General features: G+C 51.0%; 18 protein-coding genes and 1 tRNA gene. 7 read left to right on the plus strand and 12 right to left on the minus strand.

Translation table 11 applies throughout. The features are described from left to right. Positions 1–27: 27 nt before the first annotated feature. From DWB84_RS16195 to DWB84_RS16215, 5 genes are all read right to left on the minus strand, one after another. Entirely contained in the window at positions 28–4,899 is a 4,872-nt protein-coding gene (locus DWB84_RS16195; RefSeq protein ID WP_187410858.1) for an alpha-2-macroglobulin, read from the minus strand. A 164-nt stretch (positions 4,900–5,063) separates the two neighbouring features. After that, positions 5,064–5,798 carry a putative porin gene (locus tag DWB84_RS16200; protein WP_187410859.1) on the minus strand — a complete coding sequence of 245 codons (735 nt, stop codon included), beginning with the start codon at positions 5,796–5,798 and terminating at the stop codon, positions 5,064–5,066. Between the two features lie 175 nt (positions 5,799–5,973). Further along, a complete protein-coding gene (locus DWB84_RS16205; RefSeq protein ID WP_187410860.1) occupies positions 5,974–6,711 on the minus strand; it encodes a putative porin in 738 nt (245 codons plus the stop codon). A gap of 568 nt (positions 6,712–7,279) precedes the next feature. Further along, positions 7,280–8,617: an HD-GYP domain-containing protein gene (locus DWB84_RS16210; RefSeq protein ID WP_187410861.1), complete on the minus strand. Its 1,338-nt coding sequence runs from the start codon at positions 8,615–8,617 to the stop codon at positions 7,280–7,282. A 134-nt stretch (positions 8,618–8,751) separates the two neighbouring features. Next, complete coding sequence (locus DWB84_RS16215) at positions 8,752–9,810, minus strand: SGNH/GDSL hydrolase family protein (RefSeq protein WP_187410862.1); 1,059 nt, start codon at positions 9,808–9,810, stop codon at positions 8,752–8,754. An 864-nt stretch (positions 9,811–10,674) separates the two neighbouring features. Between DWB84_RS16215 and DWB84_RS16220 the strand changes: the two genes are divergently transcribed. The 5 genes from DWB84_RS16220 to DWB84_RS16240 all read left to right on the plus strand — a co-directional run bounded on the left by DWB84_RS16220 (position 10,675) and on the right by DWB84_RS16240 (position 15,772). Continuing rightward, positions 10,675–12,219, plus strand: a complete 1,545-nt coding sequence (locus tag DWB84_RS16220) for a 2-isopropylmalate synthase (protein ID WP_187410863.1) — start codon at positions 10,675–10,677, stop codon at positions 12,217–12,219. Positions 12,220–12,225: 6 nt separating this feature from the next. Continuing rightward, a complete protein-coding gene (locus DWB84_RS16225) occupies positions 12,226–12,990 on the plus strand; it encodes a hypothetical protein (RefSeq protein ID WP_187410864.1) in 765 nt (254 codons plus the stop codon). 10 nt (positions 12,991–13,000) lie between these two features. Further along, positions 13,001–13,495: a ribosomal protein S18-alanine N-acetyltransferase gene (rimI, locus tag DWB84_RS16230; RefSeq protein WP_187410865.1), complete on the plus strand. Its 495-nt coding sequence runs from the start codon at positions 13,001–13,003 to the stop codon at positions 13,493–13,495. Positions 13,496–13,601: 106 nt separating this feature from the next. After that, a complete protein-coding gene (locus DWB84_RS16235) occupies positions 13,602–15,179 on the plus strand; it encodes a peptide chain release factor 3 (protein ID WP_187410866.1) in 1,578 nt (525 codons plus the stop codon). Then, complete coding sequence (locus DWB84_RS16240) at positions 15,179–15,772, plus strand: lysophospholipid acyltransferase family protein (protein WP_187410867.1); 594 nt, start codon at positions 15,179–15,181, stop codon at positions 15,770–15,772. Before DWB84_RS16235 ends, DWB84_RS16240 begins: the two co-directional genes overlap by 1 nt. A 39-nt stretch (positions 15,773–15,811) precedes the next feature. Here DWB84_RS16240 and DWB84_RS16245 read toward each other — a convergent pair whose 3' ends face one another. Beyond that, positions 15,812–16,663 (minus strand): HDOD domain-containing protein, encoded by an 852-nt coding sequence (locus DWB84_RS16245; RefSeq protein ID WP_187410868.1) that lies wholly within the window; start codon positions 16,661–16,663, stop codon positions 15,812–15,814. A gap of 367 nt (positions 16,664–17,030) precedes the next feature. On the opposite strand from DWB84_RS16245, the gene DWB84_RS16250 reads away from it, so the two are divergent. Together DWB84_RS16250 and DWB84_RS16255 are read left to right on the plus strand one after the other, a co-directional pair. Continuing rightward, complete coding sequence (locus DWB84_RS16250; RefSeq protein ID WP_187410869.1) at positions 17,031–18,194, plus strand: DNA-binding response regulator; 1,164 nt, start codon at positions 17,031–17,033, stop codon at positions 18,192–18,194. 926 nt (positions 18,195–19,120) lie between these two features. Beyond that, a complete protein-coding gene (locus tag DWB84_RS16255; protein ID WP_187410870.1) occupies positions 19,121–21,520 on the plus strand; it encodes a cellulase family glycosylhydrolase in 2,400 nt (799 codons plus the stop codon). A 313-nt stretch (positions 21,521–21,833) separates the two neighbouring features. Here the strand turns inward: DWB84_RS16255 and DWB84_RS16260 are convergent, their stop codons facing one another. The 6 genes from DWB84_RS16260 to thiS all read right to left on the minus strand — a co-directional run bounded on the left by DWB84_RS16260 (position 21,834) and on the right by thiS (position 25,428). Then, a complete protein-coding gene (locus DWB84_RS16260; RefSeq protein WP_187410871.1) occupies positions 21,834–22,061 on the minus strand; it encodes a hypothetical protein in 228 nt (75 codons plus the stop codon). A 401-nt stretch (positions 22,062–22,462) separates the two neighbouring features. Further along, positions 22,463–22,550, minus strand: a tRNA-Leu gene (locus tag DWB84_RS16265). A gap of 84 nt (positions 22,551–22,634) precedes the next feature. Continuing rightward, the gene (locus tag DWB84_RS16270; protein ID WP_187410872.1) at positions 22,635–23,600 is read right to left on the minus strand and encodes an ankyrin repeat domain-containing protein; all 966 of its coding nucleotides are present in this window, start codon (positions 23,598–23,600) and stop codon (positions 22,635–22,637) included. A gap of 29 nt (positions 23,601–23,629) precedes the next feature. Next, positions 23,630–24,415: an ABC transporter ATP-binding protein gene (locus DWB84_RS16275; RefSeq protein ID WP_187410873.1), complete on the minus strand. Its 786-nt coding sequence runs from the start codon at positions 24,413–24,415 to the stop codon at positions 23,630–23,632. Further along, complete coding sequence (locus tag DWB84_RS16280) at positions 24,416–25,219, minus strand: thiazole synthase (RefSeq protein ID WP_187410874.1); 804 nt, start codon at positions 25,217–25,219, stop codon at positions 24,416–24,418. Further along, entirely contained in the window at positions 25,219–25,428 is a 210-nt protein-coding gene (gene thiS / locus DWB84_RS16285; RefSeq protein ID WP_187410875.1) for a sulfur carrier protein ThiS, read from the minus strand. Before thiS ends, DWB84_RS16280 begins: the two co-directional genes overlap by 1 nt. Positions 25,429–25,439: the final 11 nt, after the last annotated feature.

The following is a 25,439-nucleotide window of genomic DNA, read 5'->3' on the forward strand; positions in this document are numbered from 1 at the left end:
GCCGATGCGACCCATTGGATTTTTGGCTCAAGGATTGACAATCTCGATTGCTGGCAAGCTGTAACCAATGCCGCGAATTTCTGGACGGTACATATCCTCGACCAATGGAGGCGGCACTTGATAGACCCCTGGAGTTACCGCTCTCAGCATAAAAAATACATGGCTGCTGCCCCAGGATTGTTGATCCAGCGCGGCGACAAAACGGTCGTCGCGATATTCGCTGTGTTTCACTTGAGTATTTTGTTGCAGCTCGGGAATGCGTTTGCCTTCGATGCGGAAATCGTCCAGCTTGATGGCGTGTTCCAGATTCTGATTTTCCAGCTCGAAACCGGCGGGCAACAAATGAACCACCAGTGCATCAGGCACTCGCTCTTTGGCGCTGATGCTCAAATGCACAAGGAATAATTCGCCGACTTTAACTTTTTCCGGCCGCACCAATTTCCCTTGAGCGTTATACCAATTGCTGGAAATGGTCATGCCCAGCTCCTGTGGCGCAGGCGGCTCTTTGCCGTAGCCGTTGAGCAGGACATCGGCATACAAAGGTTTGTCGTGCCGTGAAATCAGTTTGAAGGTTTGTGCTATATCGGCCGCGTCGAGGTATTTGCGCCAGGAGTTGTTGGCTTGAATCGTTTGCGCGGCGGATTGGTCGAGCTGCCACTCGGCACTCCACGAGGTGTCCAAACTCTGCTCCAGCGCAATTCCCGCAAAAAACAGCGCGGTGCGTTCTTGCGTGCTGAACCATTGACGGCCGCGCACGGCGTCGCGCAATTTCAAACTGAGATCGACAGCTTGCTCGGTTAATTGGCCGTTGCTCAGCAGCAGATGGATCATTTGGCCGAGGTCGCGGATATTGCTGCCGTAATCCCCTAAATACTGATCGCGCTTGGGCAGATTTTTGACGGCCTGCTCCAGCGCGGTTTTCGCTAATTTCTGATCGCCCATATTGAGCAGCGCAAGCCCCAAATGCACTTGCGGCAAACCGGATTGGGCGTGCTCGAAATCGCGTTGCTGCAAGGTGCGCAGTGAACCGAGCGGCGCTTGTTTAACGCGGCTCAAAACATACGCGGCGTAAGCCCGGCTGGCGAAGGCGTAGTGGCGAGGATCCTGCGACCAGGTTTGACCGACAAAAGAGCCGCTGCTGTTGAGATAAAAACCTAAACGATCGAGCGCTTTTTTCACGACTTCACTTGGCACATCGAGACCTTGAGTTTGCGCGTCGAGCAAAAAGTCTGTCGCATAAGCGGTCAACCACTGATCTTCATCGGAATATTTATCCCACAAGCCAAAACTGCCATTGGATTTTTGGAATTGCGCAATGCGATCCACGCCAGCTTGCATGCGCTTGAGGCGTTCTTCATTGGCGATCGGATTCAAATGGAAACGCGCTTGATTAGCGGGCGAGGCTTGCAATAGCGGATGCGCACGGCTGGTGGTCTGCTCCAGGCAGCCGTAGGGATATTGCAGCAATTCGCGCAGGTGCGTCGCAATTTGCAGATTTACGGTTGGGCTGACTTCCACTGCGCCTTGAACGGTCTCCGGAATGGCATTGGGAATATCCGCCAGAGAAATGTGCATTTCTGCGGAATTTTGCAGAACCTGCTGTTTATGGACTGTCACAGCGGGATAGGCAGGGCGGACGCCGAGATGCCATTCGCGCTCAATACGCCCCACTGCGTTATTTTCCACAATCGCTTTGATTGTGCCGCTGCCGTCAAAACCGGCGGCTTTGATCGGCGTTTTGACGATGGTTTTTTCCCGCGGTTTTAAACTGACCGAGAGTTGCTGCGCTTTCATTTCCAGGGGGAAATCTGCAGTCAAAGAGACGTCCAGTGTTTGCGCCTCGTCTGTCATATTCTGCACATCCAGTGCGATCTCAGCGCGATCACCGTAGGCGAGAAAACGCGGCATGGAAATTTCGGCAATCACCGGCGCTGCCACCGTCACTTCCATTTCAGAACTGCCGTAATGTTCCTTGCCGAAAGCGACGGCCATTAAACGCAGGCGGCCGTTGAAATCCGGCAGGCTCAGGGGAATTTCCGCTATACCTTCAGCATTGGGTGTAACCGGGCCTTGGAACAGGGAAACGATCTGCACATCGGACTGCGGCGCTTTGCCGCCGCGCGCCAAATCGGCATCACCGCCGAAGCGCAATTTGGCTTTATCGGCGCGGTGACTTTCAATCACATCGTTGTACATATCGCGAATTTCTGCGGCGTAACGGCGGGCGCCAAAGAAATATTCAAACGGATCGGGCGATTTGAAATTGGTGATATTCAAAACCCCCACATCGACCGCAGCCAAGGTCACAAAGGCAGCCTCAGAGCCGACTTTGACTCGGGTGGTTAGCGTGGTCGAAGGACGAGTTTTTTCTGGGGCTTCCAGCTCTACGGAAAGCCGGCGGGATTCCCGATCCAGCGGCAGATGAATTAGGCCCAAACTCCGTTTGGGGGTGATTTGCCGGGTTTTGCCGCTGGGCTCAATCAAGAGCGCGGTAATGTAGAGATTATGGCTGGCCCAGGAATCGGCGATCGGAATGGAGATGCTGGTTCCTTCAGCCGGAACACTCAGTTTTTGGCTCCACAGCGGGCGATCACCTTCGACGAGGATCAGTGCTTCACCCGCAGCAGGGGGAACGATTTTGAGCTGAATGGTATCGCCAGATTTATAGCGCGGCTTGTCGAGCGCTAGGTTGATGCGATCCGGCCGCGCCGCGCCGCGATCCTGCGCGTTTTCCCAATCGTGATACCAATCTTCACCAGCAAAAAAGCGAATGCTGCTGGTGTGGCCTGAATCGAGATCGCGAATTTCCAATCGATAGTTGCCCCAGGAAACCGGAAAACCGATTTCTGCGGATTTGCCCGCAGGCACACTCAAGGTTTCGCTCGCCACCGGAAATTCTTTTTCCGTCCATTCCCAATGCCAGCCCTGGTGGTCGTTGTATTCCCAAAAATATTGGCGATCTTCATTAATTAAAGTGGCTTCCAAATTGGGCGCGGCCAGCAATTCGCCTTTCAAATTGGCTTTGATCACTTCAAATTTGGCGACGCTATTGGCCTCCGGATTGGTATTGCCGAAAGTAGGGCGTATGCCGATTAAAGCGCCGGCAGGCCAGATCAAAACCGGATGAGAGCGGGTAATGGCGCGGCCGCCGGATTCATACAAGCTGGCGGTAATTTGCACTTTCAGTGGCGACTGGCTTTGCTGCCAGTGGGAAGGAATCTGCAAAACCGTTTTGCCTTCAGCATCCAGATTGATATCCGCCAATTCTTGCTGCGCGGAAAAGGCTTCGTCCAACACATGACCGAATTGGTAGTCCTTGAGCGTATCCAGAGGCGAGCGCCAATGTTGGACTTGGAAATAGGCGCTGAGTCGATTGCCGGAGGCGGGCGCGCCGTAGAGATATTCGCCGAGCACTGGAATCGCAATAGGATTCATCGCGGAGGTGATCGTTGTGCGTTCAGCACTGTCGGCAAGCGTCAGTTTTAAACGCTCAGGCAAAAATTCTTCGACGTTAAAGTGGTAAATCACCGGCTGTTTCAACGAGCCGCCGACAACCAATTGCCAGCGACCGGTCGGCGCATCCGTGGGAATGGTCCATTCGGTTTGGTAGTAGCCCAATTCGCCCGGCTGCCAGCGGAATTCTTTCAAGGTGCTGCCGTCGGAACTGCGAATGGAGGCATTCAACACAGGGGTTTGCGTCATCTTGCCGTCAAAGTCGCGCAAAATGCCGCTGAAAATGGCGGTTTCGCCTGGGCGGTAGAGGTTGCGCGGCGAATACAAAAATAATTCCACCGGCAATTGCGGGCGCTTGCCTAAATCAAATTCCGATAAATCCAGAACAGGACTGCGCAAATCCAATAAGGTCAGTTGCTCGCCTTTGCGTGCAACCAGCAGGCGCGCCTGTTTTAAATCTGTGGTGAAACTGGCGATACCTTCGTTGGTTGTGGTGTTTTCTTGCAAAACCTTGTTTTTCTCGCCCAGCAGTTGCACTTGGATGCCGCTGAGGACTTTTCCGCTTGCCAGCGAATTGGTGCGCACATCCAATTGATCGGAATAACGGCGCACCTGCACGCCAATATCGGTAACCGTAAACCAGGTGATTTGTCTTTGATCGTATTCCCCGGCAGCTCGCATGACGACGAAATACACACCCGCTTGTTTAAGCGCATCGATGCTGTGAATCGGAATATCGCGTTTGGTGCGCGTGTTGCGTTCCGGGTTCAAGTCAAAACGTCCGGAATAAACCAGGTCACCGTGCTGTTTGAGGTAATTGGCGTACCAGCCGTAACGGCCGGAATCGCGGGTGCTGTTGATAAACTCCGCCAGTTGGTTTTCGCGGATGCGGAAAAAATCGAGATCAACCGAGGGAATATTGACGGTGACTACCGGCAGGCCGGAGTCATACCCCTGTGGCAACACTGTGCCTTTACTTTCGAAATTAACCGATGCCTGCAGCGGGCGGGTGGTTATAGTCGCAGATTTGGCTTCGTTCAGCACGGTGCCGTTCAAACCGCGCAAACCAGGATTGACTGTAATCTGGTATTCGGTTTGCGGCTCTATATTGGCAAACCAGATTTGTTTGCGATCTTCACCGACAACCCATGCTCCGGTCACCTTGCGTTTGTCTTTGTCATGGATCAGCAGATAGGGCTGAATATCCTGACTGGCGTCGACCTCTGTCGTCAGTGTCATGGCAATGGAGTTCCGGCCGGAGCGATCGCGTTCGGCAATATCCAATACTGCCATCTCCAGATTATTCGGCGCCGCTGCAGCCTGAGTGGCCGGCGGCTGTCCGGCAGGTTGATAGGGCGAATCCGCTTCATTAGGCTCGCGTTCGGCTTGGCAGCCGAGCAGAATCAAAGCAAAAAAACAAAGTGACAACCAGGAACGGGCAGTCATGGAGAGTCCTCAGAACAAATGAGCAATACAGAAGGATAAACGGAAAAAGGGACTTAATAAGAAAAAAATTGTGACGAATTATGGCGCGAGGCGTCGGAAGGGACTTATAGCAAACTAAGATGAAAGCATCGAGGCTCCGGCGGAGGAGCCTCGATGAACAAGGATTAGAAACGGAAAGATGCCCCGATTAACCAGGAGTCGTTATCGTCGCCATTTCTATAAGCAGCGTAAGCGCTGAAATTTTCGGTAAAGAATTTCCGAGTGCGGATTCCGTAAACGCTTTCGTGCTGATCTTCAACTTCAAGGCCGACACTGAAGGTGCGATCGAAATAATAGTCGATAGCTGCGGAGACAAAATCTTCGCCGCCCTCGTCAGTTTCATAGAAGCCGAATTCAAGATTAATGGCGGTGTCGTTTACTAATTTCAAAACGTATTTCACGTCGAAATTAAGATCATAATCGATGTCGTCTACCCAAGTTGTGGTAATTCGTAAGCCATCTATAGGGGTCAGACCAGCAGTAACGCCCCAATAATTGTCACTGCTGCTATCGCCTTCGAATTTGGATTTTGTATAGGTATAAAAAGGCGCGACATAGAGCATTGCTTGCGGAATATAGATCGCTACTTCTGCACTAACGGCATCTTCGTCGTCTGCGTCTTTCTGAGATGTTTGGCTATATGCCAAAGAAATGTTGTTGGAGCGCTCCAGGAACGCGGCTTCAGCAAAAGGGTGTGAGTCTGTGCTGACAGAGCTGAAGTGATATGTCCCGCCAATAAAATACCAATCAGTATCGCCACTATAGCTATTCTCATAGCTTGCAAAAACTTCTCCTTGGTAATCGGCCATAGCTGTTGTCGACGCTAAAACCAAAGCTACGGCGGCGCTGAGTTTTTTCATATTCTTAAATCTCCATTGATTTTATTTAGCAGCCGTTAGGTGCTTGCGAGCGGCATTGTATAAGCCATGTATACAGACAAACGAGACGAAAGCAGAGGGGCGATTACTAAGCAGTTAAGAGCTTCGGATCACTTCAAAAGCAGCAAGGCTCCAGAAGGAGCCTTGCTAAACATAATTAGAAGCGCAGAGACGCTCCAATTTTCCATGCGTCAGCGTCATCTGCGTTGTAATAAGAAGCAAAGGCGCTGAAGCTATCAGTAAAGAATTTTCTGGTTCTGAGTTCGTAGATAGTGTCGTACTGATCTTCAATACCAAGACCCACGCTGAATGTACGGTTGAAGTAATAATCAACAGCAGCAGAGACCAGATCGTCGCCACCTTCCAGAGCTTCGGCGAAGCCGAACTCAAGATTAAGAGCGGTATCGTTTGCCAATTTCAAAACATATTTCACATCGAAATTAAGTTCGTAATCGACCTCGTCAGACCAAGTAGTGGCTACGCGGAAGCCCTCGATAGGAGTCAAACCGATTCTGACGCCCCAATCATTTTCGCTTGAATTTACACCGCCATCAGGCTTGTATTTGTCATAACGGTAGAAAGGTGCGATGTAAAGCATTGCTTCTGGGATATAGATTTCTACAGCTGCAATCGCTGTGTCTTGATCACCGGCATCCATTGATTTTTTGCCGAGCGTCAGTGAGACGTTGTTGGAACGCTCCAGAAATGCAGCTTCAGCCAAGGGGTGTGAATCTGTGCTAACAGTGTTGAAGTGGTACACGCCGCCAAGAGTGAATAAATCGACGTCATTGTCTGCACTTAAATAGGTAACTGTACCTTCAGCTTGGTAATCCGCCATAACAGTTGTAGATGCTAAAGCCAGAAGGATTGCTGCACTCAGTTTTTTCATGTTCATCCATAATCTCCGTTAGTTTTGATTTTTTCAGCGCTTGTTGAGCAAGGCCGAGGCGGCGGCATTATATAGAGCGAAATCCTTTGTGTCACTTAGATAACGAGTGATAATTCTGAAAATAAATTGAATATTATTTAAACATTTGATTGATAATTGATAATGAGTTTTGTTTGGTTTCGGTTAAAGAGTGGGGCGATTTTCATAAATAAATATCGCGAAAATCGGAGCCATAAAAGGTTTTAATTGCGAGCGAGGTGCAGATAAAAAAGCCGAAATTTTCGGTGAATAATTTCGGAGTGCTATTGTGCCGCAGGATTAATCGTCGATTATGGGGCATATCGAAATTAATTTGGGTCAACTTTGTTGGGCTTGGTCTTGGTGTTCGCGGATTTGAATTCTTGGTTTGGGGTTTCGACAGGTGAGTGGCGTTTCCAGAAAAATCCATCTGATTCATCATCCTTAATTCCCATTGATTCAGTTTCCGCTTTCTCGGTGAGGGCGCGGCATTATAGCGGCAGCATTTCTTAATGTCACTTATGAAAATGTATGACGTATGGATCGGAGGGATTGCTTAAACGGTGAACATCCAAATGCGGGAGAGATTGTGTTTGATTTTGGGGAGTGGTTCTTGACTGAGTCGGGCGAGTCCTTGCGCCAGGGTTACGCTGAGGTCGTCGGGCAGATCTTTTTCAAGATAGAGCTGAATCTGCCGCTTTAATCTATCTATGTGGTAAATCACTTCCTGCATCATCAAGTAAGCTTCTTCCACTTCTTTGTAGGCATGAGCCAGTGCTTCTGCATGTATTTGGTCCAGCCAGTGCAAGTAGGCGGTGTTAATAATGCCCGATTGCGTGATGGACATAGTGATGTGAATAATGGCGTTTTGCAAACTGGTTAATTTGGGATCGTCATGGCGAAAGCCAATGGCATTGGCAATATCCGAGCAGGTGTCCACGCAGCGCGAAATATACGCATTACGTTGTTTGACCATGTCGATGACATCTTCGGCTATATCGGCAGGAATATCGTGTCGGTCAGTTAGCGGTAATTCCTTTAATAGCAGAATGAGATGTTTTGCCGCGAGCCCCAAACGGCTGTGCTGATTCATTTGAATAATGGGGATAAGCTCGCGCAATGACCGATTACTCGGTTTGAAATGTTTGCTGTAAATGGCATTGACGCTATCGAGCAGATTGAGCAGCTGGCCTTCGATACCCAGCATCGAGCCGATTTTGCCTCTGGGATAACCTGTGCCATCCATATTTTCGTGATGTTCCAAAACCGCTTTGGCAATGTTTGGATTGATGCCAGGTGTTTCTTTGACGATGTTGAAACCAATGATCGGGTGCGACTGAATTTGTCGCCATTCTTCCACCGACAATTCGTTCTCTTTATTGAGAATGGCGGCGTTGATATGGACCATGCCGATATCGTGACACAAGGCTGCGATAAAAAATTCGCGCGGATTGATTTCACCTTTGGGCATCTGGTTCGCCAAGATCGTACCCATCCAGGCACAAAACATAGCTTGCTCAAAAACTCCAGGCATCACTAGGGAAAGGACCGTCAGTTTTTGCCGCAGTAGCGGGAATTCACAAAAGTATTCGCAGTAGTCGCGCAGCTCACGAGTGTCCGTGAATTGTTGCAGAAGGAAGGCAGTGCTTTCACTGCTGGTGAGAAAAACGGAAAAATATTCCGTCAGAATCTTTGCGGTCAGTTCATTTTCAATCGCGACTGAACTTTCCAGTGGTTTGAGAAGCTTGAAGCGGGTGATTTTATCCACCATCTGTGGATTGATGCGGGACCCTTTTTTGACGAGGACTTGCCCTTGCGAGTTGTAAATGTCGTCGGTGGCGATGACATCTTGAACTTCATTCACTTGGGCTAAATGGGCTGCGTAGGCATCCATAGAGAGCGAGGTCACGTCAAATAGCAATTGGTTTTATGGCGGGCCCAGCAAGGGCAATTATGTTATGGAGTATAGACAGGATCGGAAGACGTGCGAATTTGTGCGCCGAAGAGTCCTTTCTTCGGCCAGCAGAACTATTTGCGGGGTAATAAAGGCGCTGTGCGCAACCAGGCAACTAACTCTTCAGCCATTTTTTCATGGTCGGAAACTCGCGGATGCAGTGTCGACCAATGTTTGAAGATGTAGTGAGATAAGTTGCGATCTTCTTTTTCTAATTGAGCTACTGCTTTTTCCCATGCTGGTCGCAAGCGCTCACTACGCGCGCCACCATACATTCCTCCGCGCAGAAGAACTATGTGGCTATTTGGATACGCCTTGCGCATGGCACGCACAAGTGCAACGTAGTCTTCGGTGTAATTTGCGGGGAAGGGTTGTCCCTGTTTTTTTGAGTAGGAGTCGTCATTTTCTCCGTAATTAAGAAAAACCACATCGGGTTGCCAATTCTGCAATGGTGCGAGCGGTGCATGTGGGGCGTAGCTCATGCGGTTCCAGAATTGACCTGCGGTATAAGGTTCATAGCCCGTCACTATACCAACGCCACTGACGGATATATTTTGGTGATCTGCATTCATCGCAGCTGAAGTTAGTGCAGCATAACTGCGCGCGGAGTTGTGAGTGCGGCGATCTTCCCATTGATCTTCTGCGCCGTCTTCATTGCACGCACCGACGGTGATGGAATCTCCATAAAAAATGTATTTAGTTTGTTTGGCGACGTTTTGCGGCCGCTGGATGGTGGCATTGGCAGCGATACGAATGCCGAGAAAATCCACGCGTCCGGCATTGGCTTCACTGCGTTTGAATAAATGCAGTCGGTGAGAGCCCGAGGTCACGGGAATTTCGATCCAGCCATTGCGCGCGGCGATGATGTGGGTTTGATTGTCCACATGAACATCGAAATAAACCTGTCCATGCAGATTGGCGAAACCTATAGCCAAATAGTTGCCGGTAAATTCGGTAGTGGCAGTAGAGGCTTGCCAGATAAATCCGACGGCTTTTTCGCGGCTGAAATCCAAGCGCCCCAGGTATTCAAAGTGAGTACTGTCTGCCGAAATTTCCTGCGACGGAATCGCGGGAGAAGCATTGCACAAGGTGGTGATCAAACTTGCCCAAAGACTGTGGAGTAGGACTTTCATGGATGCTCCAAGGTTTTTATGGATGCGCCTGGGATAAAGGTGTGCGCTGGTGGAGCTGTGCGATGAGTTATAGCTGTGTCGCACAGCTGCGCTGCACTATAGGCATTGTTGGGCGGAGCATCAATTCGGCTTGTACGAGCGGGAAGGGTAAGCGAGCAGACTGTGTGGGGAAAAAAATAATGCACTCAAACACATTGCTGCCCGGTGGGGCGACAATGTGTGGAGTGCAGACCTTGTCCGTGGTGAAGTTGTCCTTGAATTCGTTGAGTCTATGCCGATCCGTGGGAGTACATCCATCTAGCCATCCCTATGGCTAATTTGCCATTCCCGCTTGGCTTACCGCTCCAATGGTTCTTGATGTCCTATCTGATCCTGATCCCTTAAACATCCATATAGACGACTTCCTATCGATCTTTTCCTGCAGTCCCTGCGTTCCAATCCTTCTCATCCCTAAGGCTCTATCCGTATCCCTTTGTCCTTGAATCCCGTCACTAATCCTTGGGTCAGCACCTCTTCCAGGGCATCCTGCCACGGGCGTCGTCCCTCCTTTGCCCTTTGTTCCGTACGGCTTCTTGCTGATATTCCTTCGAAGTCCCTATCGTCTGAGGTTCATCCATGTCCTTGCTGACATGTGGCCATTATTCCCGTTTGCCCTGTGACGTAATAGTGGCGGACGACTGAGAGGTTTGTAGGAAATTGACTACAAAAAGTTGTAGTCCTTGGGAGTCGCATTCCATTGAGGCGATCTATATCAGCTATGGTTATGTGTAATTCCCGCACGCGTATCAGGTATTGCTGGTACAGCGTCAGGCGCCTAGCTACAATCCCGCAGCTATTCATAGACCCACCCTTCAGGAGCCGCTTATGTCTCGCGACAAGCTTGTAATTTTTGACACCACCTTGCGCGATGGAGAACAAAGCCCTGGCGCCTCCATGACCAAAGACGAAAAAGTGCGCATTGCCAAAATGCTGGAAAAAATGCGCGTCGACGTTATCGAAGCCGGTTTCGCCATCGCTAGTCAGGGCGACTTCGAAGCGGTCAGAGCAGTAGCGACAGCGGTTAAAGAATCCCGAGTATGCAGTCTCGCTCGCGCGGTATTTGCCGATATCGACCGCGCGGCTGAGGCGTTAAAAGGCGCGACTGCGCCGCGAATCCATACCTTTATCGCCACATCTCCCATCCATATGAAGTACAAGCTCAATATGGAGCCGGAAAAAGTACTTGAGCAGGCGGTCAAGGCCATCCAGCGCGCGCGCCAGTACACCGATGATGTGGAGTTTTCGCTGGAAGACGGCAGCCGTTCAGAATTCGAATTTATGTGCCGTATCGTCGAAGCGGCGATTGCTGCGGGTGCCAGTACCATCAATATCCCTGACACAGTTGGTTACGGTGAGCCGGGTGAGTACGGTGCCATGTTCAAGCGGGTGATCGAAGCGGTCCCCAATTCAGACAAAGCGATTTTCTCCACCCACTGCCATAACGACCTCGGACTTGCCGTGGCGAACTCTCTCTCGGCGGTGATGAATGGCGCGCGCCAAGTGGAATGCACCATCAACGGTCTGGGTGAGCGCGCCGGTAATGCCGCTCTGGAAGAAATCGTGATGGCGGTGCGCACGCGTAAAGACGTATTCCCGGTGGATACCGGAATCGTCACTGAACACATTGTCGCCACCTCCCGCATGGTATCGACCATTACCGGCTTCCCGGTTCAGCCCAACAAGGCAATTGTCGGTATGAATGCCTTTGCCCACGAGTCCGGTATTCACCAGGACGGCGTGCTCAAGCATCGCGAAACCTACGAAATCATGCGCGCGCAGGACGTGGGTTGGAATGCTAACAAGATTGTGCTCGGCAAACACTCCGGCCGCGCCGCGGTAAAAGCGCGTTTTGAAGAACTGGGCATTGCCTTTGACTCTCCCGCGCAGCTCGCGGAAGTGTTCGAGCGTTTCAAAGCCCTGGCGGATAAAAAGCACGAAATTTTCGATGAGGACCTGCAAGCGCTGGTTTCTCAAGTGCAGGAAGCTGAAGCGGTGGAAACTTACGCTATGGAATCGCTGGAAGTGTGCAGTAAAACTGGCACTACCCCCAAAGCGCGAATCGTTCTGTTGGTGAACAATGAGCGATTGTCAGCTGAAGCAGAGGGCAGCGGTCCTGTGGATGCGACTTATAAAGCCATTGAAGTGATTGCCAAGAGCAATACGGACCTGCTGTTGTACTCCGTCAACGCCATTACCCAGGGCACGGATTCGCAAGGCGAAGTGACCGTCCGCCTGGAGCGCCGTGGGCAAATTGTTAACGGCATAGGGGCCGATACCGATATAGTGGTCGCATCTGCCAAAGCCTATTTGCACGCGTTGAATCTGCTCGAAGCCGGCAATCGCCGCGAGCACCCGCAACACGGTGTTTAATCGGCTATGAATGAACGCATACGCCAGGAATATCTCGACGCACTCGGCATTATCCAGTTTGTGCCGCGTCGGATATTGGCTGGCGCCAAGGCGTCGGAACCGGCGTTTTTGCCTGAACTGGAAGAGCCTGAGTTGGAGGCCGGTAATCTGCCTCCGATCCAAGAGGTCGCACTACCTCAGCGACAAATGGCAGCGGAATCGAGCACCCCAAAAATTGCTGTCAGTGACTTGGTGCAATCCATTGTTCGCGGTCCAGACGCGACTCCCACCCCAGCCAATCCTGCGTCAGACAAAGCAATTGAGGCGGAAATTCCCGCGCGCTTTGCCTTAAGTGTATGGCGACCCTGCGCATCCTTGATGATTCTGGACAGCCGTCAGCTGGGCGATGCTCTGCCGACACGGGCATTGCTGCACAATATTTTGCTGGCAAAGTCGGTGACGCTCGGTGGCGGTGCTCCGGATGTATTGTCCTGGCCGCCGCCGGGATTGACGCAGGCTCTCGGATGGTCTGCTGCGCAGGATATGGTGTCCGCGTTTCTCCAGGCCCGGCTCGATCTGCAGCCAGCCCAATACCTCTGGTTGATGGGGGAGAGCGCTTATCGCGCCGTGATATCACCGACCGGGTCCTATGCAGACGATCTCGGCAAAGCCATCAATGTCGATCAGCTCGGGACTCTGGCCGTAGTCCTGCCATCTCTTGCCGATATGCTGCAGCGTCCGGAGCTAAAAGCCTGCACCTGGGCCGCGATTCGCTCACTTCCCATTCGTTGATCTTGATCTTATGGCCGTTGAATTAGTCCTGCCTGACCCCTTTCAGCACGCAGGTGAGCGTTTTTCTTTCGCGACGTTCGGCGCTGCCGATCTGCCTGCCATTTTTGCCATTGAAGAGCGCAGCCACCGCTATCCCTGGCGCTTGGAGAATTTCCGCAGTTCATTGGATTCCCACGTTTGCATCGGACTGCGGCGCGGGGAGGAGTGGGTGGCGTACGGTATCTTGTCGTTTGTGGTGGGCGAGGCGGAGATTCTGCTGTTTGTGGTGGACAAAGCCTGGCAGGGCAAGGGAGTCGGCAGCCGGTTTCTGGCGGCCCTTCTCAAAGCCGCAGCGCAAAAGGCGGAAACCGTGTTTCTGGAAGTGCGCGAGTCCAATCAGCCTGCCATAGCGCTCTATGAGTCGGTCGGTTTTAACCAAGTGGGCCTTCGACCGAACTATTATCCCGCCGCCCAGGGGCGGCGCGAGGACGCGCTCTTATACGCCCTGGATCTCCGTTATTTGTAGGCCTCCGAAGATTTATTCATCTCTAATGGCATAAGTTGCCGAATCAGAAGCGTTGGGCGCAGGCGAATTTGGTTATACTTGCGCCTTTTTTGAGCCAGTAGCAGGAATGACCGACCTTCTCGCAGACATCAAACGGCGACGCACCTTCGCCATCATCTCCCACCCGGACGCCGGTAAAACCACCATTACTGAAAAACTGCTGTTGTTCGGTAATGCCATTCAGCTGGCGGGTTCTGTCAAAGGCAAACGCGGCCCACACGCCAAGTCGGACTGGATGACCATGGAGCAGGAGCGGGGAATTTCGGTGACCTCGTCGGTCATGCAGTTTCCCTACAAGGACCGCATTGTCAACCTGCTGGATACCCCCGGGCACGAAGACTTCTCTGAGGATACCTACCGCACCTTGACCGCAGTGGACTCGGTATTGATGGTGATTGACGGCGCTAAGGGCGTGGAAGATCGCACCATCAAATTGATGGAAGTCTGCCGTCTGCGCGATACGCCGATTCTCTCCTTCATCAACAAAATGGACCGCGATATTCGCGATCCGGTGGAAGTGTTGGATGAAATCGAAGAAGTATTAAAAATCCGCGCCGCGCCGATTAATTGGCCCATCGGCATGGGCAAAGAATTCAAAGGCGTCTACAACCTCTACACCGACACCATTCACGTGTTTCAACACGGCATGGGTCACACCATTCCCGACGATATTCAAATCAAAGGAATCAACAGTCCCGAAGCGGACAAGTTGCTTGGTATCTATGCCGAAGATGTACGCTCCGAAATCGATTTGGTGCGCGGCGCGACTCACGAATTTGATTTGGAAGAATATCTCGCCGGTAGATTAACTCCGGTATTTTTCGGTACTGCCTTGGGCAACTTTGGTGTGCGGGAAATGCTGGATAAATTCGTCGAGTGGGCACCTGCGCCTTTGGCGCGCGATACGAATGTGCGCAAGGTCGCTGCGGAAGAACCGAAATTCAGCGGATTTATTTTTAAAATCCAGGCGAATATGGATCCCAAACACCGCGACCGCGTGGCGTTTATGCGCATCTGTTCCGGAGCCTATACCCAGGGCATGAAAATGCATCACGTCCGTCTCGGCAAAGACGTGCGTATCAGCGACGCTGTGACATTTCTTGCGGGTGATCGCAGCGCGGTGGAAGAGGCGGTTGCCGGTGACATTATCGGTTTGCACAACCACGGCACGATTCAGATCGGCGACACCTTCACTGAAGGCGAACAACTGAAATTCACCGGTATTCCTCACTTTGCCCCGGAATTGTTCCGCCGTATTCGCCTGCGCGATCCACTCAAAACGAAGCAACTGCAAAAAGGTTTGCAGCAGTTGTCGGAAGAGGGTTCGACACAGGTGTTTTTCCCGCAAAACAGCAACGACATCATCGTCGGCGCGGTAGGTGTGTTGCAGTTTGAAGTGGTGGCTTACCGTCTGCAGGACGAATACAAGGTTGAAGCCATTTACGAAAACGTCAACGTCACCACTGCACGCTGGGTGGAGTGCAAGGATCCGAAGAAATTCGAGGAGTTCAAGCGCAAGTGCGCAGACAATCTCGCCATCGACGGCGGTGGGCACTTGGCGTATCTCGCGCCGACCCGAGTCAACCTCTCGCTCACCCAAGAGCGTTATCCAGACGTTGTCTTCCGCTCGACCCGGGAACATTGATGCGGGATTTTTTTCCATCACTGCCGCCGCGGGTGCCGCGTAAAGGCAACCGCTTCAGCCGTTGGCTGGGGCGGCAGGCATTGCGGCTGCTGGGGTGGCGCGTTCAAGGAGAACTCCCCAATCATCCGCGACTGGTTATTGCCGTCGGCCCCCATACCTCCAACTGGGATTTTGTGATTGCGGTGGCGGTGATTCTCGCCTTGGGGGTGCGGGTGAATTTTCTGATGAAGCGTGAAGCGTTTGTTTGGCCTCTGGCAGGATTTTTTCGCTGGGTCGGTGGGATTCCGCTGGACCGCAGTTCCACCAGCGACACAGTCCAACAAATCGTCCAGCAATATGAGCGTTCTGAGCACCTGTGGCTCGCTATAACCCCCGAAGGAACGCGCCGTAAAGTGGAGTATTGGAAAACCGGATTTCTGCGCATCGCAGACAATGCTGAAGTGCCGGTGTTAGTCGCTGCCTGGGATTACTCGCGCAAGGTATTTGTGATCGACACTGTGTGGTCAACCAGTGGCAATTACCAGGCCGATGCCCACGCCATACGCCAGTATGTCCGCACCACATATCGCGGCCGCTATCCAGAGTGGCAGTAACGTTCTCTCTCTAACCCTTTCCTGCCTTTGATCAATTTCTCACTGACCCAGCAAATCCGCAAAGTTACAAACAGCACCGGCTCGACCGAGCAGCAGCGCCAACATGTTTTCATGAATTCCCAGATCGTGGAAAACCGGTTCTTTTAGCAGAGCTGTAGTCGTGACGTTTTGCTTCCCTGTCCGACCTAGGCGGGTGGCGAGACGGGAGGCAGCGGTGACGGTCATGGTGGGTTCGAGCACTTCACCTGCCGCGCGGTAGTTGAGCCAATGGCGCGCGACGTCGCGGATCGTCTCCGGCATATTCCACTCAGACAAAACGCGCTCGGTTGCCGTGCTTTCGAATTGATCTGCCAAAATCACGAGGTCGTCATAGCTGAGGTGCATGCGATGACGCACGGCGCAATCCAGAGCCGCTTCGATCACCACAGGGCGGCCTATGCTTTTCAGCAGGCCGGATAGAAATGCGCTGTCGATGCAGCGCCGTCGCAAAATCGCAATTTCGCGCGCCCAGGCCGCGCACAAGAGCGAATATCTCAGCTGCTCGACAATGCACTGAGAATATCCGGGCGCGTAAAAAAGCCCTGCGTGTATGGACGCGCAAAAAGCCAAGTTCGCCGTCATATTCAAACCCAGGTGCTCGATAACCTGCGTTAAATCTTCACTGCGATAAGAACCAAAAAAACCGCTATTGGCGCTCTGCAATACTTTGTCGGCAATTGCGGGTTCGCTTTGCAGAAGCGCTTCCAACTCCTGAGGTTGGGCGCCTGAAGTAAGGGCTAATTGCAGCGCGTTGCCGGCTAAATTTGGTAAACGGGGAATATGAACCGCGGAATTGTGTAAGCGATTGTGGAGAGAAGCCGCGATAACCTGGAGTTGGATTGGATTTTCCATAAAGGGCCAGTTTGGCGGAATGATTCAAGATTCATTTGATCATTATGTTCTTAAATAAATTTAGACGCGAAATGTAGTTTTGCACGCTTTCTTATTATGAATTTGTGGGTTAATTCCGTCTTGCACAAAAAATGGGCATAAACCAAGACCCAACGCGGGAGTTTTGGACTAACGGTACAATTCCGACTGGTATTTATGAACACGTTGACTAAATTGTAGAAGGTGCCGCCTCGGGCGGCTTTGCTTGTTTGTGATTAAGCAAGAGGCTGTAGTTACCGCTAACTGACTGCTTCGAATAAAAACTACCGGAGAAGCAACCGGTAAAGGTAGCGGTTGAAATCAATCCCCCAGCCGGCGATGGAATCCTATGGCATACGAGGTTTTGCTGCTCAGCTCGAATTTGTCTCCTCTGGCGCGCGAGGTGGTCAATTTTTTTCGTGCAGATGTTGCTGCTGATATCGACCAAGTGTTGAATTTGATGCAGCAGAAGCGCTACCGCATTCTGGTTCTGGATCAGGCGCTGAGCGGCCCATTGGATTTGCAGCTTTGCCAAACCCTTTTGCAACTGGAAAAAATGGCGCAAGTGCCTCTGGTTGTGCTGACGACGGTTTTTTCCGTAAAAGACAAGATTCGCGCCTTGGAAATTGGTTGCGATGATCTGATCGACACCAAAACCGCTTCCGACGAAGTATTCGCGCGCATCACCAAAAGCATTTTTAACCAGATCGCCAATTCGCAACTCAATAAACGCCACTCCGCAACGGATACCAGTCGTAATGGTGAAACGGATTACAGTAATCGCGACGCCGTTATCGATTTTCTTTTGAAGATTCCTAATTGCGACAACCTTGACCAGTTGGGGCAACAATTTTTTGCCAGCATTCAGAGTTATGGCGTGTCATGCAGTTTGCAGATGCGCAGCAAAATGGGGAAAAAGGATATGGAAGTTAATGGTATGGCAAAGCATCTGGAATCTCAGCTGCTTTACCAACTAAAGGACAGCGGCCGTTATGTGGATTTTGGCCCGCGTACCATTATCAATCACGAGCGCGTATCGCTATTGATTAAAAATATGCCGCTTCACGATCTCGCAAAATTCAATTCCCTGAAAGACAATTTTTTTAATATGGCGCAGGGAATTAATGCGCGTATTAGCGCGCTTGAGGATCGCTACCAGCTGCTGCTGGAAAAAGAAGCCCTGCATAAATTATCGAGCGATGTGCGCACTGCGTTGGGTTCGTTTAAAAATGCCTATCAGAATCTGAAGCGTCAGGTGGTGGCCGAAGTAGAAACAGCGGCTGAACATCTGGATCATCGGGTTCCGCATCTGGCATTGAATGAGGCGGATGAGCAGTTTATTTACAACCAGACGTCACGGCTGGTCACCAGTACTAACCGGATATTCAATGAAGGATTACCCGCGGACGAGTTGTGCGAGCGTTTGGAGAATGCAGTGCGGCGCTGTGCGGAGACTGCAGAATCAAAGAGTGAAAACGTGCTCAAGGCTAATAATGTCATTGATCTGTATTGATTGACGGGTTTCCAAAGAAGCCTGAAAAACTAATCGAATTTTCCTGCTATTTGTCATCGCCGATTTAGCAAATTGCAAAACCCTCTTTTGCTGTGAAATCGAGCCGTACTTTTAATCTTCTTTAATTTCACCCGCAAAATTCCAATTCAATCCCAATGAAACATTTCTCCGCTATTACTGGGTTGAGTGTGCGTATTCATTTCTTGAAATTAATAACGCGCTCATAAATTTGCGCGCCAAATTGGCTTCCATTGTTGCTGTCGCTTGGGGATTTTCGAGTTGTCGCGCACAAGTAGGGCTAGGCACTTATCAAGCGTCCAGTAACTGGCGATTAAGACGCGTTTGCCCCATGAGGAAGAGTGTGGCGCCAAAATGACGTAAGAAAGGCGGATTTGGCAATTTTTATAACCAAGATCATTTTTTTTGGCGTTTTTATGTCTTGATGGTTGGTGGTTTAAGGGGAGGCTTAGATTGTTTTTTTATACATTGCGTCCAATTAGATGGATAAGTAATAAAAAAGCATGAACTGCTTATCAATTATCCCTGCTTTTTTCTTAGATGGGTAAATATACTTAGATCTGTGAGTTATTTTATATGCATAAAAGTTATAAAAATTTTAAGTTTTTAACTTTTATTGCTGAACAATTTTGTCTTTTATAACCAAAATTAAACTTTTTTGCTTCTAAATAATCAATTCGGCCTGATTTGATTTAGTTTTTTCATATCAGCCAAAAGTACTAATCATGTTGCCCTTGGATTCGTCTGTAGCATACACTCTGATCAAGTTTGGCGCGCAAATCGTGTTGTGTGCACAAATATGAAGCGGGAATGGATGCTGATTTGGCAGCTATCCCGTTCCGACCTAAGTTGTTGGCGTCTCGGTTTAATAAAAAAGTACGAGCGTTTAGAAGTCAGAGGTCCTTGGAATGAAAAACTTCATGGTCAGTTTGCTGGTGTCTCTAGGGCTCAGCGTATCAGCGCAGGCTGCCGATCAATTTATTTGGTTGGAAGCCGAGAGTGGGGCGGAACTCAACCCCATAGTGGTGAAATCGGATCTGGGAGCTTCCCAGGCGATTTATCTGGCGCCCTGGAAATGGCCAGATTATTCCAAGCGCTCTGCGGAAAATGGCGTAATCACGTTTGATCTCTACATTCCCGAAGAAGGCGAATACGTTCTATGGGCGCGCGTGCGTTTGCCAAATGCAGGTGCAAAACCCTTTGACGTAAGCGTTGGTGATGGCGATCCAAACGATGGTAGTCAATGGAAATCCTGGGAGTCAGACGATCGTCCCGATGTGAAACATTGGGGATGGTCAAATTCCGGTATTCGTCTGTATTTCACCAAGGGAACACAGACTCTGCATTTGTTGCAGAGAGAGGGTGGCCCAGGCGTACACCTCGATAAAATCCTGCTGACCAACTCAACAACTTATGTGCCGACTGGACTTGGCGCTCCTGAACCGAATGTTGATATCAGCAACCCCTATCGTAGTGGAGTAGTGGGCAAATACGGCAATTTGCGTCTGGTTGGTAACCAATTGAGCGACAAAAATGGCCAGCCTGTTCAGTTGCGCGGTATCAGCACTCATGGCTTGCAGTGGTTCCCGCTGGTAGCCAATCAAACAATTCCCAATATGGCGGAATTTTTCGGTGCGGACGCTGTGCGTCTGGCCATGTATATCGAAGACTATGCGCCGACCGATCCCAGCGATTTTTGGGGTGGTTATATGGCGGATAGCGACGCCATGTTGAAGCGTACGGAAGCAGCAATCGAAGATGCAGTTAATGCAGGTCTCTATGTATTGGTGGATTGGCATATTCATAACACGCCATCCAATTACACTGAGCATGCTACAGCTTTCTTCACTTATATCGCCAAAAAGTACGGGCACCTTCCCAATATCATTTATGAAATTTGTAACGAGCCGGTTGCGGTCAGTTGGTCTGGCGGTATCAAGCCTTACGCCAATACCGTAATCAAAGCGATTCGTGAACACGATCCTGACAACATCATCATTGTTGGTACGCCAACCTGGAGTCAGGACGTGGACGCTGCTGCGCAGGATCCTCTGACTCACAGTAACGTTATGTATGCGTTCCACTTTTACGCTGGTACACACGATTTCAATACTATGAAAAACAAAGTGGAAACTGCATTGAATGCAGGCTTGGCGATTTTCGTATCCGAATGGGGCAGCTCTGACGTAGGTACATCCAGCTCCAATTTCTCTGTTGCTAACCAGTGGATGGAGTATATGAATCAACGCAAATTGAGCTGGGTTAACTGGTCGCTCGGTAATAAAGATGAAACCTCATCCATTTTAAAACCGCGCGCGCCTATGGCTGGCCCATGGGGACCTGGCGATTTAACGCAAGCGGGTAAATGGTTGAAGCCTTATTTTGATGAGCCAAGACCTGCTCCAGGTTCTAGTTCCGGTTCAGCGCAAGTGGGTTCTTCAAGCTCCAGCAGTTCCTCTAGCAGTTCCAGTTCGAGCGGCAGTGATTCCAAGTTGCCTAGCAGCTCAAGCTCCAGTTCATCAAGCTCTAGTTCCAGCTCGAGCGGCTCTAATTCTGGCTCTGTGTCAGAATCAAACATCGTGCTTGAAGCAGAGCAGGCTCATATGAGTCAGAACATCAATATTTTCTGGCAAGAAGGAATCGTGGGTTACTTCGATGCGGGCGACTTTATCGGCTTCCGCGGTGTTGATTTGGATGGTGTGGTGCAAATAAAACTGCGCTATGCCGCAGGCCAGGGTGGCGGATTGGCGGATGTTCGTGCTGATAATCCCGATGGTCATGTGCTTGCTGTCATCAATGTGCAACACACAGGTAGCTACGACAGCTATCAAGAGTTCACATTTAACGTCAATGGAACTACCGGTAGACGCGACATTTTTATTGTTGGACGCAATGGCGTGGGAATTTTCAATATTGACAAAATTACCCTGGTGAAAAAATCCATCAGCGGCGGCAATTCGGGTTCCACAGGTGGTTCAGGTTCAACCGGCAATACATCGCGCCCATACAGCGTGGCCGATTGTAATGATGGCAACTCCGCCCCCGCTGCAAGTGGTACCACTGTCAGTGCCGGAGCTGGTAAATGCTTCAAATACCGTCACACCGGCGGCCAACTCCGAATAGGTGTATTCAGTGGCAATGTTGTACCTAAATACGACGTGAGAAACTGCAATAACCAAGTGGTAAGCAATGTTAATCAGCAGTTGGGTAACTTTATCCCAGTGAGTACTTCCGCCAATAATTGCGATCACTATATCTTTGTGAAAGAAGCGTCTGGCGGATTTAATATTCAGTTTTCTAGTTGGTAAATGGGAGCAGTATTAAGTGGTGTGTTTTGGGGCCGCTCTTTGAGCGGCCTTTTTGTTTTTAGGTTTCGCGTTAGAGCTGTTGCGCATGCGGCTCGGGCTCTTGTTTTTCTTCCTCTTCTGATATTCCGGATATCTCCAGATATGAGTCGATGTCAAATCGGCTTATTGATGCTATTTGGTCGCGAGGAATTACGATTCCGAAGTTTTGCAAATTGGTTGCGGATTAGTAATCCGTGTATTTGTTTGTGAATTCAATTTCTAATGTCGTCTCATCCTGTACCCGCTAAGCAGCGATAAGATCCTAATGTACTTGTCATCGGTTTTGGATTGGTTCAGAAATAGCCATTCCAGCATAAGCCTTTCTGTTGGTCAGGCTGAGTAGAATTGGGGCGGTATTGTCCAGTGCGGAAATGATGATTTTTTCAAATTCCGTTCTGTCTTTTAGATTTTTAATTTGGCTGAGATTTTTGTTGTTTCTCAGGTTATGGAAAGTATATCGCCTGAGAGCAGAGGAATAAAAAATAAAAATGGCGGTAAACATACAGTTTCCCTATGCTTGTTTTAGCGTCCTTGCGATAAATTAAGAGTGAAATTTTTTTCCGAGGTGCCTTTTTTATTGCCGAGAGAGACTTTGGCTGCGGCTTTTAGGGCATTTGTCCGGCGGTTGAATTAATGATTTTCGATGATGTGGTTTCGGCGGTTATGCTGGAGCTGACTCGCCATGGTGCCTTATCGGATTTGATGCCAAGTGTCGGCATATCACACCTCCTATGGATTGTTACTCCATATATTCTTTAATTCTTAGAGCTTCCTTTCTGGTAAGCGTTGTCCGGAGCATGGCTTTTTGTTCGGCAAACGAAATGAATACTCGTTTCTGAGTTTATTTGCAAAATCAGTAATTCTTTTTGCTGTGCGAGTTGAAAGTAGGGGAAGGGTATTAAATGGTGCCGGAGGTCGGACTCGAACCGACACGGAGGATTAGTCCGGCGGATTTTGAATCCGCTGCGTCTACCAATTTCGCCACTCCGGCAGGAGTGCGGCATTTGATGCCGTTGAAAGTGGGCGGCATTATAACAGCGAAAACGGCGTCGTCAACACTGCGTTGCGTTGTTTTTTAGCGCGGCAGATTTGCCGCTTTGACGGCGCCAGCGTTTTTGAGTTGAGCGATGATGTCATCCATCTCGGCTTTCTTCTTGCCGCGCACGGTGGCATGGCGTTTTTCCGCGTAATCCAGCGGAGTCTGTTGCGGCGACACGCGTAAATTGACGTCCGCCCCCGCCTGAATCAACAGGCCGACTTTGTCCGGGTCGTTGCTATCAATCGCGATCATCAGCGCCGTGCGACCGGGAATGGCGGCATTGGGATTGACGCCTTCACGCAGCAGCCAGCGAATATTCTTCGGGTGGCTAGTCTCCAGAGTGCGGGTCAACACTGTGCCCTGGACGGTGACGGTCGTGCTTTCGTTGTCGCTGTCCGACTCATTAATGGTCGCGGTCGCGCCATGCGATTTCAGCAATTTCAGAATGCTGGTCCTATCGCGCTTGCTGCGCGCGGCGTATTCGATGGCGCTGATGGTGTGGCGCTGAGCTGGAGAGTAGAGCGCAAGCGGGGATTTTTGCTGCAGCAAATATTCGACAATTTCCGCATGACCGCGCTCGGCGGCATCCCCGAGCGGGAAGAAGCAATACTCGTTGGGTTTCTGCAGGTCTACCTGATTGCCTGCCAGGGACTTTTCCACCAGGTCCAGGCGGTTGTATTCGATGGCGGCGCACAAACGTTTTTGCGGTGGAAATGACTCCCAGGTTTTTTCCACAGCCAGTCGCTGCGCTTCACGCTCTGCAGCGGCTTTTTCTTCGCGCTGCTTGTTACGCAGTTCTTGCAGTTCGCGTTGGATTTGTTCGCGCTCATCGCGCAATTGTGCGGCTTTAAGGCGCTCTTGGTTGTTATGGGCAGTACGGATCTGCACGCTAAGTTGGCCGACCCGGTCGCTCAGTTGTTTTATTTTTTCGTCAGTGCTCAGCGCGAATGCTGAGGATGCCGCTAACAACCCGATCAGAAGACAAATTTTGCTGCTCAACATTGGTCTCCTTAGCAAACTTGCTTAGGCAGTCAAAGGGGAAAGACCTGATAGAAGCCATTCCGTTCCACTACGTCGAGCTGGGTGTCATACAGCGTGCTCAAGTTGGCAGAATTCAACAGATCGGCTTTATTACCGTCTGCATACACGCTGCCCGCTCGCAACATCACAACACGTTCAATTTCCGGCACTATTTCTTGAATATGGTGCGTGACCAGCAACAAGGTTGTGCCGCTCTGCGCTAATTTGCGCAGGTCTGTTAAAAGAGTATAGGCGGCTTTGAGATCGAGGCCGTTGGTTGGCTCATCCAAAACCAAAATTTGCGGCCGATGAACAAGAGCGCGCGCCAATAAAAAACGGCGCTGCTGGCCGGTGGAAAGATGCCAGTAACGACGCTCCTGCAAATGTTTCAAGTCGAACTGTTCGAGCAGTTCGTCCACGCGTTGGTGATGCCAGTCCTCCACCTCAAAATGCCCGTGCATGCCAATGGCGCCGAACAAACCGGACATGACCACATCGCGCCCGAGCACATGGGCGTCGTACCGCGTTTGCAGCTCGTGGGAGACAAAGCCGATTTTTTTGCGCACTTCCCACAAAACGGCAGTTTCGCTGCCGTCGATTTTTACGTAACTGCCGTCGCGCACAACCGGGTAAATATCCCGCGTCAGCAATTTCAATAGGGTGGTTTTGCCGGCGCCGTTGGGGCCGAGCACGCAGGTGTTTTGCCCGCGTTGAAAGGCCACGGTGAGATCCTCGAACACGCAGGTATCGCCCTGATAGACCTTGGCCTTATGAATATCGAGATAGGATTGGGTCATCTATTGTTGCTGCTTTTGCTGATGCCAGAAGGGTTGGCCAATTACCGGAGTGCTGGGGCTGGCCGTTTGACGTTTTTGCATCAAGCCGCCTTTGTAAGCCGCTCGGCCAGCGGCGATGGCTGCACCAAACGCTTGAGCCATCAATGCCGGTTGTTGCGCTTTGGCGACGGCAGTGTTGAGCAGAATGGCATCGAAGCCCATTTCCATCGCTTCACAGGCTTGTGACGGCGCGCCTATGCCCGCGTCGACAATCAGCGGTACGTCCGGTAAACGTTCGCGCAAAGTGCGCAGGTTGTATTTGTTCAGCAGGCCCTGACCGGTGCCTATGGGGGCGCCCCAGGGCATCAGCACCTCGCAGCCGACGGAGAGCAGTTTTTGGCAGAGTACCAAGTCGTCGGTGCAGTAGGGCAAGACTTTAAAGCCGCGTTTGACGAGTTCGGCAGCGGCTTCCACCAGGCCAAACGGGTCGGGCTGCAGGTTGTAGTCGTCGCCGACCACTTCCAGCTTGATCCACGGGGTGCCGAAAATCTCCCGCGACATTTCCGCGAGGTTCACCGCTTCTTTTACGGTTTTGCAGCCGGCGGTGTTGGGCAACAGGCGGCAGCCGGTGCCTTTGATGGCTTCCCAGATTTGCGCGCCGTCGCGATCTTTCGGGTTTTGGCGGCGCAGGCCGAGGGTCACTATGTCACAGCGGGATGCGTTGATGGCGTCCAGCATGGTTTGCGGCGACGGGTAGAGCGCCGTTCCCAGGAGCAGGCGGCTATTAAAGGTTTCACCGTAGAGGGTTAGTAAATCGGATTGCATCAGCCACCTCCTACGGGACGGACTATGTCTAAGGTATCGCCGTCGCCCAGTTGCACTTGTGCGTATTGCGTGCGCGGCACGAATTCTCCATTGACGGCAACCGCGAAGGCGAGATCGGGATTATCGCGACGGTAATCGAGCAGCAGCTCTTCCAGCGCGACCGGTTGAGCGAACTGACGCAGCTCATCGTTGATGCTGATGGTGACCATAAATCTGTCAA

Source organism: Saccharophagus sp. K07, from assembly GCF_014336955.1.
In the GTDB taxonomy this organism is placed as follows: Bacteria; Pseudomonadota; Gammaproteobacteria; order Pseudomonadales; family Cellvibrionaceae; genus UBA5868.